At 32.0% G+C, this 14,808-nt stretch carries 16 protein-coding genes; 12 read left to right on the top strand and 4 right to left on the bottom strand.

Translation table 11 applies throughout. From position 1 onward, the window contains the following. Window positions 1-6: 6 nt before the first annotated feature. Entirely contained in the window at window positions 7-138 is a 132-nt protein-coding gene (locus KO494_RS01265; protein WP_215965769.1) for a FeoB-associated Cys-rich membrane protein, read from the top strand. A 46-nt stretch (window positions 139-184) separates the two neighbouring features. Here the strand turns inward: KO494_RS01265 and KO494_RS01260 are convergent, their stop codons facing one another. Further along, a complete protein-coding gene (locus KO494_RS01260) occupies window positions 185-841 on the bottom strand; it encodes a metal-dependent transcriptional regulator (RefSeq protein WP_215965768.1) in 657 nt (218 codons plus the stop codon). 99 nt (window positions 842-940) lie between these two features. Here KO494_RS01260 and KO494_RS01255 point away from each other — a divergent pair, with 99 nt between their 5' ends. The 6 genes from KO494_RS01255 to KO494_RS01230 all read left to right on the top strand — a co-directional run bounded on the left by KO494_RS01255 (window position 941) and on the right by KO494_RS01230 (window position 8,154). Further along, window positions 941-3,196, top strand: coding sequence for a TonB-dependent receptor (locus KO494_RS01255; RefSeq protein WP_215965767.1), 2,256 nt, complete (start codon window positions 941-943; stop codon window positions 3,194-3,196). A gap of 40 nt (window positions 3,197-3,236) precedes the next feature. Then, window positions 3,237-4,148, top strand: a complete 912-nt coding sequence (locus KO494_RS01250; RefSeq protein WP_215965766.1) for a metal ABC transporter solute-binding protein, Zn/Mn family — start codon at window positions 3,237-3,239, stop codon at window positions 4,146-4,148. Window positions 4,149-4,413: 265 nt separating this feature from the next. After that, window positions 4,414-5,187, top strand: a complete 774-nt coding sequence (locus KO494_RS01245) for a metal ABC transporter ATP-binding protein (protein WP_215965765.1) — start codon at window positions 4,414-4,416, stop codon at window positions 5,185-5,187. Between the two features lie 426 nt (window positions 5,188-5,613). Then, window positions 5,614-6,741: a metal ABC transporter permease gene (locus tag KO494_RS01240; RefSeq protein WP_215965764.1), complete on the top strand. Its 1,128-nt coding sequence runs from the start codon at window positions 5,614-5,616 to the stop codon at window positions 6,739-6,741. Continuing rightward, window positions 6,734-7,894 (top strand): metal ABC transporter permease, encoded by a 1,161-nt coding sequence (locus KO494_RS01235; protein ID WP_215965763.1) that lies wholly within the window; start codon window positions 6,734-6,736, stop codon window positions 7,892-7,894. Before KO494_RS01240 ends, KO494_RS01235 begins: the two co-directional genes overlap by 8 nt. A 113-nt stretch (window positions 7,895-8,007) precedes the next feature. Next, window positions 8,008-8,154, top strand: coding sequence for a hypothetical protein (locus KO494_RS01230; RefSeq protein WP_215965762.1), 147 nt, complete (start codon window positions 8,008-8,010; stop codon window positions 8,152-8,154). Here the strand turns inward: KO494_RS01230 and KO494_RS01225 are convergent. Then, window positions 8,151-8,933, bottom strand: coding sequence for a DnaJ domain-containing protein (locus KO494_RS01225; RefSeq protein WP_215965761.1), 783 nt, complete (start codon window positions 8,931-8,933; stop codon window positions 8,151-8,153). The two genes, KO494_RS01230 and KO494_RS01225, sit on opposite strands and share 4 nt — an antisense overlap. Window positions 8,934-9,278: 345 nt before the next feature. Between KO494_RS01225 and KO494_RS01220 the strand changes: the two genes are divergently transcribed. From KO494_RS01220 to KO494_RS01205, 4 genes are all read left to right on the top strand, one after another. Further along, a complete protein-coding gene (locus KO494_RS01220) occupies window positions 9,279-9,689 on the top strand; it encodes a BrxA/BrxB family bacilliredoxin (protein ID WP_215965760.1) in 411 nt (136 codons plus the stop codon). Between the two features lie 102 nt (window positions 9,690-9,791). Further along, complete coding sequence (locus KO494_RS01215) at window positions 9,792-10,529, top strand: 1-acyl-sn-glycerol-3-phosphate acyltransferase (RefSeq protein ID WP_215965759.1); 738 nt, start codon at window positions 9,792-9,794, stop codon at window positions 10,527-10,529. A gap of 4 nt (window positions 10,530-10,533) precedes the next feature. Then, a complete protein-coding gene (locus KO494_RS01210) occupies window positions 10,534-11,520 on the top strand; it encodes an acyl-ACP desaturase (RefSeq protein ID WP_215965758.1) in 987 nt (328 codons plus the stop codon). A gap of 6 nt (window positions 11,521-11,526) precedes the next feature. Continuing rightward, entirely contained in the window at window positions 11,527-12,183 is a 657-nt protein-coding gene (locus tag KO494_RS01205; protein WP_215965757.1) for an HD domain-containing protein, read from the top strand. A 68-nt stretch (window positions 12,184-12,251) separates the two neighbouring features. On the opposite strand, the gene KO494_RS01200 is transcribed toward KO494_RS01205, so the two are convergent. After that, complete coding sequence (locus tag KO494_RS01200; RefSeq protein ID WP_215965980.1) at window positions 12,252-13,124, bottom strand: AraC family transcriptional regulator; 873 nt, start codon at window positions 13,122-13,124, stop codon at window positions 12,252-12,254. 210 nt (window positions 13,125-13,334) lie between these two features. Between KO494_RS01200 and KO494_RS01195 the strand changes: the two genes are divergently transcribed. Then, window positions 13,335-13,931 (top strand): hypothetical protein, encoded by a 597-nt coding sequence (locus KO494_RS01195; protein ID WP_215965756.1) that lies wholly within the window; start codon window positions 13,335-13,337, stop codon window positions 13,929-13,931. 93 nt (window positions 13,932-14,024) lie between these two features. On the opposite strand, the gene KO494_RS01190 is transcribed toward KO494_RS01195, so the two are convergent. Further along, complete coding sequence (locus KO494_RS01190; protein WP_215965755.1) at window positions 14,025-14,807, bottom strand: enoyl-CoA hydratase/isomerase family protein; 783 nt, start codon at window positions 14,805-14,807, stop codon at window positions 14,025-14,027. Window position 14,808 lies beyond the last annotated feature (1 nt).

Raw genomic sequence — 14,808 nt, 5'->3', positions numbered from 1 at the left:
ATAAACATGAACACAATCATTCAAAACATACTTGCTTTTTCTGCAGTTTTACTAGCAGTAGGATTTCTTGTTAGAAAATATTTCTACAAAAAGAAAACTAAAAAAGCATGCGGAACAGATGATTGTGGCTGTCATTAAAACCACTTTAAAAAAAATTTTAGTTTAATATTCTAGTTTTACAAAATTAAACCTTCTTTAAATACAGGTTTTTAGCCACATTTTGCGAAACTACTATTTCTGTATTTTCTAGTGCCAACTTTATAGAATTATCATAAGGCTCCTTATGTTTTATAGTAATTATAGTACCAAGACCTATTTTATTACCATCTAAGTATTTTAAAAAATTAGAAGAAGTATCATCTACACCCACACATTTATATGTATCACCTACTTCGGCCTTTGCTAAAACAATTTTTTCTACATGCTTAAATTTTCCTTCTTTATTTGGTATTGGGTCTCCATGCGGATCATAGGTAGGAAATTCTAAAAAAGCATCCAATTCATTAATAAGTTTTTCAGATTTTATATGCTCTAAGTGCTCTGCAACTTCATGAACCTCATCCCAAGAAAAATTTAGTTTTTCAACTAAAAACACTTCCCATAAACGATGTTTTCTAATAATATTAATCGCTACATACCTGCCTTCTTCGGTTAAAGTTACGCCTTGGTATTTTTTGTAATTGGCGTATTTCTTTTCAGACAACTTTTTAACCATATCTGTAACAGAAGATGCCTTTGTTTGCATAACCGAAGCTATAGCATTTGTATTTACAGATTTTTCACCATTGCTGCCAAGATGATAAATAGCCTTAATATAATTTTCTTCTGTTAATGTTATCATAGTAATATTATCTGTTACAAATATAGAAAAGATATATTTCTTAAAATATTTTTAGACTAATCTAAACTTTATTTTATATTTGCTTAAAAATAAATAAAGATGAAACTAATAAATTTTTTAATTGTAACATTTTACTGCGCTACTATAGCAGCACAAACCACTTATAAGGTAGAAGGGAAAGTTTTATCTAACGGAAAACCCCTTCCATTTGCAAACATTTATATTGAAAATACCGAAAAAGGAAGCACAACCAATGAAAATGGTTTTTTTGTAATTGAAAATGTAAACGCTGGAAATTACGCTGTAACAGCTTCATTTACTGGATACAAAACACAAAAGAAAACCATTCGTATTTCAAACAAAAACGTATTTATAACCTTCCATTTAAATGAAAATGAAGATTTAGAAGAAGTAATTGTTACAGGAACTCTCAAAGCAGTAACAAGATTAGAAAGCCCTGTTCCTGTAGAAGTGTACTCACCAACTTTTTTAAAGAAAAACCCAACACCTAATATTTTTGAAGCACTACAAAATGTAAATGGTGTTAGACCGCAATTAAACTGTAATGTTTGTAATACTGGTGATATTCATATTAATGGTTTAGAAGGTCCTTATACTCTGGTTTTAATTGATGGTATGCCAATTGTTAGTGGTTTATCTACAGTGTATGGTTTATCTGGAATACCAAATTCTTTAATAGAGCAAATAGAAGTGGTAAAAGGCCCAGCATCTTCACTATATGGAAGCGAAGCAGTAGGTGGTTTAATTAATGTAATCACTAAATTACCAGAAAATGCACCAAGGTTTTTTGCAGACAGCTTTGTTACAGGTTGGGGAGAAGTAAATATAGATGCAGGTTTTAAGGCTAATGTAGGAGAAAAAGCAACTGTTTTATTTGGTGCTAATTATTTTAAATATGATAATATTATAGATAATAATCATGATAATTTTACCGATTTAACACTACAAGATAGAATTTCAATTTTTCAAAAATGGGATTTTAAAAGAGCAAATAATAAAAAACTATCCCTTGCAGGTCGTTATTTTTATGAAGATCGTTGGGGAGGAGAATTACAGTGGACCAAAGCAGATAGAGGTGGCAACGAAGTTTATGGGGAAAGCATATACACCTCTCGATTTGAGATACTAGGAAACTATGAACTCCCTATCAAAGAAAAAGTAAACCTTCAATTTTCGTATTCTGATCATGACCAAAATTCGGTGTATGGTGATACGCCATATTTAGCACAGCAACGTATTGCTTTTGGGCAGTTTATTTGGGACAAAAAAATAAACAAACATGACTTATTGCTCGGCACTGCCATACGTTATAATTATTATAACGACAACACTACAGCAACACCAAATGCAGACAAAGTAACTATTCCTTCTTTATTTATTCAGGATGAAATTGGCTTTAGCAAAAAACAAAGCCTGTTATTAGGAATGCGTTATGATTATGATAAAAGGCATGGTAGTATTTATACACCAAGAATTGCTTACAAATACAAACCAACAGACACAGATATTATTCGTGTAAATGCCGGCACTGGTTTTAGAGTTGTAAATTTATTTACCGAAGAACATGCAGCACTTACAGGAGCTAGAGATGTTATTATTGAAGAAGAACTAAAACCTGAAGAATCTTATAATGTTACACTTAATTATTTGAAAAAATTATACCTAAAAAACGGCATGTATTTTACTTTAGATACTTCTGCTTGGTACACGTATTTTACAAATGCTATTATTCCAGATTATGACACCAATCCAAATCAGATTATTTATGATAATCTAGATGGTCATTCTACATCAAAAGGGCTTAGTTTTAATATAGATGCTGTTTTAAAAAACGGAATCAAAGCTTCTATTGGCGCTACCTATCAAGAAGTATCACAAACCGAAAATGGAGAGCGAACAGAACAAATACTCACAGAAAAATATTCTGGCGTATGGTCTTTAAGCTACAAAAACTACCCAACAAACCTTACTGTAGATTATACCGGAAACATTTATGGTCCAATGCGACTACCACTACTAGGAGATTTAGACCCAAGACAAGAATATTCGCCAACATGGAGCATTCAAAACATACAAATAACACATGATGGTTTACAGAATTTAGAAATTTATGGAGGCGTAAAAAACCTATTAAACTGGACACCTAACAAAGGAAATCCTTTTATAATAGCAAGAGCAGACGATCCTTTTGATGAGAACGTACAGTTTGATACTAATGGTGCTGTTATTGCAACCGCAGACAATCCGTATGCGCTAACCTTTGACCCTTCATATGTTTATGGCCCAAATCAAGGTATTCGTTTGTTTTTTGGTTTAAGATATACACTAAATTAATCATTCATTTTTAGTACCTTCGTAATAAATATTTAGATAGATGAAAAAAATAATTTTTCTATTAGTAATCACCACAACGTTAATTGCTTGTAAAAACGACACTAAAGAAAACGGAAAACTCAACATAGTAACGACCACAACCATGATAACAGATCTGGTTAAAAATATTGGTGGAGAACATGTAAACACACAAGGTTTAATGGGTTCTGGTGTAGATCCTCACTTATACAAAGCAAGCGAAGGCGATGTTACCAAACTAGTTAATGCAGATATTATTTTTTATAATGGTTTACATTTAGAAGGAAAACTTGTAGAGGTTTTTGAAAAAATGGGAAGCAAAACCAAAACACCTATCGCTTTAGCAGAAGTTATTGATAAAAGCACTTTAATTGGTTCTGATTATTTTGCATCTAATTATGATCCTCATGTTTGGTTTAATATTGAATACTTTAAACAATTCGCTAAAAAAGTAACTCAAGTGCTCTCGGAAAAAGATCCTGAAAACGCTTTAAACTACAAAGAAAACCAAAAGCAATATTTAGCAAAATTAACTTTTCTAGAAACTAAGATTAAGGCAACAATTGAAACGCTTCCAAAAGAAAAAAGAATTCTAGTAACAGCACATGATGCCTTTAATTATTTCGGAAAAAACTACGACTTTGAGGTTGTTGGTTTACAAGGATTATCTACTGCAACAGAAGCTGGTGTGCAAGATGTTCAAAAATTAGCTACTTTTATAATAAATAAAAAAGTGAAAGCTATTTTTGTAGAAAGCTCTGTACCTAAACGTACTATTGAAGCGCTACAAGCAGCTGTAAACTCTAAAAATCATGAAGTTGTTATTGGCGGAACCCTGTATTCGGATGCCTTAGGAAATGATAGCACTGTAGAAGGAACATATATTGGTATGTTTGAATATAATGTAAATACTATTGTAAATGCCTTAAAGTAAGTAGGCAGTATTGAGTAGCAGTTTGCAGTGCGTACTCGGTTGAAAACAAATTATAATACTTAAAACAAAAATATAAATGGAACTTGAAATTCTGACACAGTCGGAAAACATCAAAATTCAGAAATAATGAGCGAAAGAACAAAGATGCGAAGCAAAGCTTCAAGCACGAAGTTTGTATAGTGAATGTTGCTTTAGCAATTTCCTAATTTTGATCGTGATCTTTTGGTTTGTTTTGCATCAAGGCAAAATGAACAGAAATAAAATTATGAAAGAACAATCACAAAATAAAAAGACTCCTAACTATTCAGGAGTATTAGCAGTAAAAGTTGACGATTTAACCGTTGCATACAACTACAAACCTGTACTTTGGGATATTGATTTAGAAATTCCAGAAGGTGTTCTTATGGCTATTGTTGGCCCAAATGGCGCTGGAAAATCTACGCTTATAAAATCTATTTTAGGCATCTTAAAACCCATTGCTGGAAGCGTTAGTATTTATGGTAAACCATATAACAAACAACGCAAATTAGTGGCCTACGTGCCACAAAAAGGAAGTGTAGATTGGGACTTCCCAACTACAGCCTTAGACGTTGTTATGATGGGAACCTACGGAAGTTTGGGTTGGATTAAAAGACCTAAACAAAAAGAAAAAAAAGCAGCTTTAGAAGCTTTAGAAAAAGTTGGAATGCTAGCCTTTAAAAGCAGGCAAATTAGTCAGCTTTCTGGAGGGCAACAACAACGAATATTTTTAGCGAGAGCTTTAGTACAAAACGCATCTATTTATTTTATGGATGAACCTTTTCAAGGAGTAGATGCCACCACAGAAATTGCTATTATTAATATTTTAAAAGAATTACGAAAAGCTGGTAAAACAGTTATTGTAGTACATCACGATTTACAAACCGTTCCAGAGTATTTTGATTGGGTTACTTTTTTAAATGTAAAGAAAATAGCAACAGGTCCTGTTAAAGATATTTTTAATGATGATAATTTAACAAAAACCTACGGCATTAACTATAAAGTAAGTATACAAGAGTAGAAAAAAAGTAGGCAGTGTTCCGTTTTCAGTGCTTACTCGACTAAATAAAATCATGTCACTTCGAGTAATTCCGAAGAAAAAATCCTTCCCTTAAAAAAATGGGAAAGTTATTTGATTTAAATAATGAAAGTCAAAATTGAAATTAAACTTGAAATTCCGACAAAGTCGGAAAACATCAAAATTCAGAAATATTGAGCGAAGAGATGAAGATGCGAAGCGCAGCTTCAAGCACGAAATCTCGAAAACGAAAAATGCTTTAGCAGTTTCCTAATTTTGATTGTGATTTTTTGGTTCGTTTTGTATCAAGACAAAATGAATAGAAACAAAACAAAAAACCAACAGATTGCCACGACTTCAAAAAGTCTCGCAATAACAATAAAAAAACTGATTGCGTAGCAGGAAGAGATTCCTGCCTTCGCAGAAATTATGGACATAACAGAATATTTTAAATTAGTATTTAGTGACTACACACTAAGAACCATCACACTTGGAACTGCAATTTTAGGAGCTGTTACAGGCATGCTTGGTAGTTTTGCTGTACTAAGAAAACAAAGTCTTCTTGGTGATGCCATTTCGCATGCTGCTTTACCAGGAATTGCAATCGCCTTTTTAATCACTGGTGCAAAAGACACAAATACGTTATTAATTGGTGCTTTGGTTAGTGGTCTTATTGGCACCTTCTGGATTCGAGGAATAATCACAAAAACACATTTAAAAAGTGATACTGCTTTGGGTTTAATTTTATCACTCTTTTTTGGTTTTGGTATGTTACTACTTACCTTTATTCAAAAACAACCAAACGCTAACCAAGCAGGTTTAGATAAATATTTATTTGGCCAAGCAGCAACACTTGTAGAAAGTGATGTTTGGTTAATGGCTATTGTTACAGGAGTTTGCCTATTAGTACTCTTACTATTTTGGAAAGAATTTAAAATTCTGTTGTTTGATGCAGATTACACCAAAACCTTAGGATTTAACACCAAATTTATAGATGTTTTAATTACTAGTTTTATTGTTTTAGCAATTGTATTAGGCTTGCAAACCGTTGGTGTTGTTTTAATGAGTGCTATGCTACTTGCTCCTGCTGCTGCTGCAAGACAATGGACCAATAGCCTTAGTACAATGGTTTTTCTTGCTGCTGTTTTTGGTGCATTTTCTGGTGTCTTCGGAACTGCAATTAGCGCCAGCCAAAACAATCTTTCTACAGGACCAGTAATTGTATTAGTTGCTGCTGTTTTTGTAGTATTTTCTTTTATCTTTTCACCAAGTAGAGGATTGCTTTTTAAACAAATTAGATTTATAAAAAACAGACGTGATTTAGAGCTTCATAAAACCTTATCTTTTATGTATCATATTGCAGAAACACATGAAAACACCTCGCATCCTCATGCTATTAAATTACTAAACAACTTTCAAGGTTTTACTAAAAAAACCCTTCAAAAGTTAGTAGAAAAAAATTACGCAACCATAGATGGTTCTAAATGGAGCTTAACCGATTTAGGTTTTAAAACAGCCAAAAACCTATATAACAAACAAGAAACAAAAAATGAATAGTGCGCAAATAGAAATACAACTTATTGCTAGCCTGGTTGCTATTGCATGTGCTATTCCTGGTACATTTTTAGTACTGCGTAAAATGGCAATGATTAGTGATGCTATTAGTCATTCTATTTTACCAGGAATTGTGGTTGGTTTTTTTATTACACAAGACCTCAACTCTCCATTACTTATTTTACTAGCAGCATTTACAGGAATTATTACCGTAGTTTTGGTAGAGTATATACAAAAAACAGGGTTAGTAAAAGAAGACACAGCCATTGGTTTAGTTTTTCCTGCACTGTTTAGTATTGGCGTTATATTAATTGCAAAAAATGCCAATGATGTACATTTAGATGTAGATGCCGTTTTACTTGGCGAACTAGCCTTTGCTCCTTTTGATAGATTATTTATTGAAGGAACAGATGTTGGACCAAAATCGCTTTGGATTATTGGAAGCATTCTATTAATTACAATTACCTTATTACTTGCTTTTTTTAAAGAGTTAAAACTAAGCACTTTTGACAAAGGCTTGGCGGCTTCTTTGGGTTTTTCTCCAGTAATTATTCATTATGGCTTAATGTCTGTAGCATCTGTAACAACGGTTGGTGCTTTTGATGCTGTTGGCGCTATTTTAGTGGTTGCCTTAATGATTGCTCCTGCTGCTACTGCATATTTACTGACAACAGACTTAAAGAAAATGCTAAGTCTTGCTATTGGTTTTGGTGTGTTAAGTGCTATTTCAGGATATTGGTTTGCACACTGGCTAGATGCATCTATTGCTGGATCTATAACCACTATGTTAGGTTTTATCTTTCTAATAGTCTTTTTATTTGCTCCTAGCAAAGGAATTATTGCTGTTATGTATAGAGAAAAACAACAACGTACCGAAGTATCTTTACTTACTTTTTTATTGCATTTAAAAAACCATACCGAAGAACGGGAACGCCATGTTAACCACTTACAAGAACATATTAACTGGCAAAAAGTGAGAGCTAAAACGGTTTTAGATTTGGCACAAAAAAACAACATGATTACCATGAACAAAAACATTGTTTCTTTAACCAATAAAGGAGACACCTTTACCTCTAAAGCTATTGATTATATTATTACCAATGAAGATGCACAAATAGAAGACATGAAAGAGGACTTCTTTTTGTTTAGAGGTTAAAACTAATGCCATTTAAAAAGAAGCGAAAATCTATGTAATGAAAATTAAAAAACCAGCTATATACTGAAAGTTTCTATATTTAATTACGACTTTTACACCTCTAAATAATAATCATGAAAATATTAGAATACCTAACAGGAAAAGAAGGAATACTAATTCTTGGACTAGTTGTTACTGTAGTCTATTTTGTTAGAAAATGGAAAGAAAAACGCTATTTTAAGAGTGTTGAAAAAAGAGTAAACAGCAAAAAGAAGCATTAAAAACCTCTTTCTTTTTGCAACTGCTCATACGCTTTTTGCACTTGTTTAAATTTCTCTTCTGCTCCTTTTTTGTGTTCTTCACCAAGATGCTCTACTTTATCTGGATGGTATTTTTTAGCCATTTTTCTATAGGCTTTTTTAATTTCATCTACAGTTGCAGATTTAGTAATTTCTAAAATTTTATAAGCATTATCACTACTATTATAAAACATCGCTTTAATACTACTATAATCTCTAGCGTTTATACCTAAATAACCAGCAATGATATAAATTTGGCTTTCTTCATCTTCTGTCACCATTCCGTCAGCTTTGGCAATTCCAAAAAGAAAATGCATCAATTGCAAACGCGATGCATGATCCATCATTTGTTGTATTTGATGGCATACTTGACGTAGTGGTATGGTTTGCTTATTAATGTTTTTAAAAAGCTTAAATGCTTTATTAGCTCTATCTTTACCATACATGCTCACAAATTGATTGCGCACAAAATCTAATTCTCTTTGGTCTTGTACACCATCTGCTTTTATTACCACAGAGGCAAGTACTAGTAAACTTACTTCAAAATCTCCAGAAGTGGTTTGCGCTCTACGTTGTTGCTGGCTTCTGTAGCTTCTACCACTTTGTGGTTCTCTTCTTCTGCTACCTTGATCAATAGTAAAGCCTCCTTTTCCAGAAGACAAGGTATCTACAAAACTACCAAGTGCTAATCCTACAATGGCACCAATTGGCCCTCCAAAAGACCATCCTAAAGATGCTCCTATCCATTTTCCAAAACTCATTTTTATTTTTTTTAAGGTTCAAATATACTATTTGTTGGTTACAATGTATATGGTTTTGTTACAATCTAAAATGCGTTAAGGATAGAACGGCATGTTTAAGCTCTTTTTGTTTTTTCTACAAAAAAGCGAGTAGTGATAGCCTGACCTTATGACACCATAAGTGTTGTAAGGTAACGCCATAATAAAACGACAACTAGATGAATAAGATTCTGTTTTACAAGATAATTAATTGGATTATTTCATTTTTATGCGTCATTGTGTCTTTAAAAACAGCTATCTCATTTAATTGCATGGTTTTTGATTATCTTTGCAAGAAATAGATTTATAAATATAAAATTACAAAATATGTATCCAGCAGAATTAGTAAAACCAATGCGTGAAGACTTAACTAACGTAGGTTTTGAAGAATTACATACAGTTGCAGATGTGGATGCTGCTATAGCAAAAGAAGGAACAACTTTAGTGGTTGTAAATTCGGTTTGTGGTTGTGCAGCAGCTAATGCAAGACCAGGAGCTAGAATGAGTTTACAAAATGCAAAAAAACCAGACCACATAACTACGGTTTTTGCTGGTGTAGACAAAGAAGCAGTAGATAAAGCGCGTGAATATATGATTCCTTTTCCTCCTAGCTCACCATGTATGGCTTTATTTAAAAACGGTGAATTAGTGCATATGCTAGAACGTCACCATATTGAAGGTAGACCAGCAGAAATGATTGCTGAAAACCTTATGGACGCTTATAACGAACATTGTTAGAACGTTTTAACTTCTATATGTTAAAATAGACAAACTATTAGTATTAAACCACGTTTTATAGACGTGGTTTTTTTATTTTTGAAGGATATTTATTATATTATAATGAGAAAACTATTAGCATATCCTTTAACCTGTATTTATTATCTTTTTTTTGGGATGTCTTTATTAATATTTCATCCTATACAATGGTTTTGCTTTAATGTTTTAGGCTATCAAGCTCATAAAAAGAGTGTAGATGCTTTACAGTTTTGTTTAATGCGATGTATTAACCTTTTGGGCTCCAGACATTCCTTTTACAACGCTTATAATATAGACACTTCACAGCCTGTAATAATAGTTTCTAACCACCAAAGTATGGCAGATATACCACCTTTAATGTGGTATTTTAGAAAACACCATGTTAAATTTGTAAGTAAAAAAGAATTAGGAAAAGGTATACCTAGTGTGTCTTACAACTTACGCCATGGAGGTTCTGTTTTAATAGACAGAAAAAATGCACGACAATCTATTGTTGCTATACGCAAATTTGCAGATTATATAAAATCTACAAATCGTGCAGCAGTAATTTTTCCGGAAGGTACTAGAAGTCGTGATGGCAAACCTAAACCTTTTCGAACTAAAGGGTTAGAAACACTTATAAAATATATACCTAATGCTGTAATTATACCTGTAACTATTAATAATTCTTGGAAAAACCTTTGCTATGGTAAATTTCCATTAGGCATAGGAAATCACTTAACTTTTACAGCACACAAACCGGTTAAACTTGGTGATTTTGAAAGCAAAGAATTATTAATAAAACATATTGAATCAACAATTATAAATAGTATTAAAATATAAAATTATGTCGATAAAAAATGTAAGATTAGAAGTAATGTCGTTTTTAGAAAAAGACATAGATGCCTTAATTCAAAAATATTTAATTCCTGTAGACACCATTTGGCAACCAACAGATTTTTTACCAAATAGTGAAGGAGATCAATTTTTTGAAGAAGTAAAAGAAATTAGAGAACTTGCAAAAGAGTTACCTTATGATTTTTGGGTAGTTTTAGTAGGTGACATGATAACCGAAGAAGCACTACCAACCTATGAGTCTTGGTTAATGGACGTAGAAGGTGTAGACCAAGTAGGAAGAAACGGATGGTCTAAATGGGTTAGCCATTGGACTGCAGAAGAAAACAGACATGGCGATGTGCTTAACAAATACCTTTACCTTTCTGGACGTGTAAACATGAAGGAAATTGAAAAAACCACACAGCACCTTATTGCAGATGGTTTTGACATTGGTACAGGAAGAGATCCATATAAAAACTTTTTATATACAAGTTTTCAAGAATTAGCTACTTATATTTCACACAATAGAGTTGCTAAAATTGCCAAACAAAAAGGCAACAAACAACTCTCTAAAATGTGTAAAATTATTTCTGGAGACGAAATGAGACACCACCACGCCTACTGCGAGTTTGTAGAGCGTATTTTTGCCGTAGACCCAAGCGAAATGATGCTTGCATTTCAATACATGATGAAACAAAAAATCACCATGCCTGCACATTTTTTAAGAGAGTCTGGAAATAAAATAAGTACTGCTTTTGAAGAATTTTCTAACACAGCACAACGTATTGGTGTGTATACAGCTACAGATTATGTAGATATATTAGAGAAACTTATTAAACGCTGGGAAATAGATAAGGTTACCAACCTTACAGATGAAGCCGAAAAAGCTAGAGACTACCTTATGAAACTTCCTTCTAGAATGATTCGTATTGCAGAACGCATGAAAATATCTGACAATTCTTTTGAATTTAAATGGGTAGAACCTGCAAAACTATAAAAAGCAATGCATAACAACCAGATTATTGAAACGACTAAAACTTTTGTAAAAGACAAACTTAAAAATGCAGAAGGTGGTCACGATTGGTTTCATATAGAGCGTGTATACAAAAACACCCTACTTATTGCCAAAAGTGAAGATGTAGATTTACTAGTAGTTTCTTTAGCTGCTCTGTTACACGATATTGCAGACAGCAAATTTTATGATGGTGATGACACGGTTGGACCTCGAGTAGCTCGAGAATTTTTAACTGAGCAACAAGTAAACACCACAACAATAGACCATGTGGTAAAAATTATAGCAAATATGTCTTTTAACAAATCGTTAGAAGACATTGCTCTTTTTACCTCTAAAGAGTTAAAAGTAGTACAAGATGCAGATAGATTAGATGCTATTGGTGCTATTGGTATTGCACGTTGTTTTAATTATGGTGGTTTTAAAAACAGAGCACTTTACCATCCTGAAATTAAACCCAACTTAAAAATGAGTGCAGCAGCTTATAAAAAATCAAATGCCCCTACCATTAATCATTTTTACGAAAAACTATTATTACTAAAAGATAAAATGCATACCAAAACAGGAAAGCGTATTGCACAAGAAAGACACCACTATATGGAAGGCTTTTTAGAGCAATTTTATGCAGAATGGAATGGAGAAAAATAAACTATACTTTTTTTAAGCAGTTCTTGAACGGTAACGCTATACGTTTATCTATTTTATTGAAATGCGTTTTATTGAATGATTAGTCGCATTTCATTTCTATATTTTGATGCACTTTTACCAATTACCTCATTAAATACCTTATTAAAGTGTGAAAAATTATTAAAACCACACTCAAAACAAATATCGGTTATACTACTTTGACTTTCTGTTAATAACTTAGTTGCATAAAACACTCTACACTCATTTACAAACTGTGTAAATGTTTTTCCGGTTACTTTTTTAAAATACCTACAAAAAGCAGGAACTGTTAAATTTACATGTGCAGCAATTTCATCTAAAGTTATATGTTCTTGATAGTTTTTATTAACGTATTTAAAAATTTTATCTATTTTACTACTGTCTTGTGGTTGGGTTTCAAACATATAACCATTTTCATTTAACAGCACATAATCGGTACTTAGGGCCAGTAATTCTAAAATCTCTAAAAGCTTTGTAACGCGTTTTATACCTTCATATTTTGGCAATTTTTCAATTTTAGGACCAACCACGTCTTTTATTTCGCGTTTAAACAAAATACCCTTTTTAGCACGCTCTATTAACTGCACAATGTTTTTCATTTCTGGCAGCTTATTAAACAAGTCTCCTAAAAACTCAGGATGAAACTGCACCATAGTTTCTTTTCCTTTAGAGGTTAAACGATCTGTAAACCCATTATGAGGTAAATTAGAACCTATTAGTATTAATTGACTATTATTAAAGTAAGAAAGATGGTTACCAATATGTCTTCTTCCTTTACCTTTATTAACATATACCAACTCTAACTCAGGGTGAAAATGCCAGAAAGCCTCACTTCTTTTACGCTTTTTAGTTTTTTGAATAGCGGTTATTGAGCTTCCAAAATCTGGTGTTATTTTTTTAAATGTTGGTTTTAATTGCAAAATATATTCTAAGTATTAAATCTTTTAGCAAAATTACAAATAATAAAAATTTTAGTATGTGTTAATTTACCACTAATATATGCTATTTTATCATATTACGTTTTCGTAACCTTTAATTAGGTTAAAATAACACATATAGTTGTAAATATAGTTGCTAAATAAACTCTTCTATCCCTATACCTTTGTCCACATAATCATTAAAACACTAAGATTATGAAAAAATTAATGAAAAACACTTTAGTAATAGTAGTACTGTTTACTGCTTTACTAGCAAACGCGAACACATCTTTAAACGATTTAAATGATGTAAGAAAGACGGTTTTAACACTAAATGATGTTAAACAAGGAGATGAGCTTTTAATTAAAAATGCCTACGGAATTATTCTTTATAAAGAAACCATTAAAAATTCTGGTAGTTACAACAAAGGTTTTGATTTAACAGAATTACCAAAAGGTGATTACTTTTTTGAATTGAATAAAGATTTTCAAATTAAAATAATTCCTTTTAATGTTTCTAACAATGTAGTTGCATTTAAAAGTGATAAAGAAACTACTATTTTTAAACCTTCAATTAGAAATAAAGAGAATAAAGTTTATATTAATAAACTATCCTTAAACTTAGAACCATTAGAAATTAATGTTTATTACGAAAATTTAGACATTAATGATTTTGAGTTAATTTACTCTGAAACTCTTGAAGGAACTAACAATATTAGTAGATTATTAAATTTAGATATTGAGAAAAAAGGAAAATACAGAATTGAAACAAAAACAGAAGGAAGAACGTTTGTTGATTATATACAGTTTTAGTTAGATTTATATAATTATTCCCTCTTAAAAAAAGCGAGCATGATGCTCGCTTTTTTAGTATAAATACATTCTTGTTTAAGATATAAACATGTACTATTTACCAGGAAAATCTGCTTTGCGTTTTTCTAAAAAGGCTGTTGTTCCTTCTTTAAAATCTGCTGTACCAAAGCACGCTCCAAATTGTTTTATTTCTTCTTTAAAACCATTTTCACCATCCTTATAATTGGCATTAATAGCTTTTATAGCTTTACCAATAGCAACGGTAGAATTACGCATTATCTTACTCGCTATTTTTTTAGCTAGAGGCAGTAATTCTTCTTGTGTAGTTACATGGTTTACTAATCCGTAATTTTTTGCTGTTTCTGCATCAATCATACCTGCAGTCATTACCATTTCCATAGCGCGTCCTTTACCTACTAATTGCGGTAAACGCTGCGTACCACCATAACCAGGTATTACACCTAATGACACTTCTGGTAATCCCATTTTAGCAGTATCACTTGCTACTCTAAAATGGCAAGCCATAGCTAACTCTAATCCTCCACCAAGTGCAAAACCATTAACAGCTGCAATAACTGGAGTTTGTAAGTTTTCAATAAAATCAAACAATAATTCTTGTCCTTTAGCTGCAAGTTTACCTCCATTTTCTACACTAAAGTTTGCAAATTCACTAATATCTGCTCCTGCAACAAAAGCTTTTTCACCACTTCCTGTTACAATAATAACCTTTGTATTTGCATCTGCATCTGCAGCCTTAAAGCCTTCGTGTAGTTCTTGAATAGTTTCTTTATTTAATGCATTTAATTTACTAGGTCTATTAATAGTAATGGTTGTTATCCCTTCTTCTGTTTTAGATAATATGTTGTTGTATGCCATT

Origin of the sequence: Lacinutrix sp. C3R15, from assembly GCF_018860825.1 — a bacterium.
Taxonomy (GTDB): Bacteria; Bacteroidota; Bacteroidia; order Flavobacteriales; family Flavobacteriaceae; genus Oceanihabitans.
Note: the sequence above shows the minus strand (reverse complement) of the source record. Positions and strands in the feature narration are given on the sequence as shown.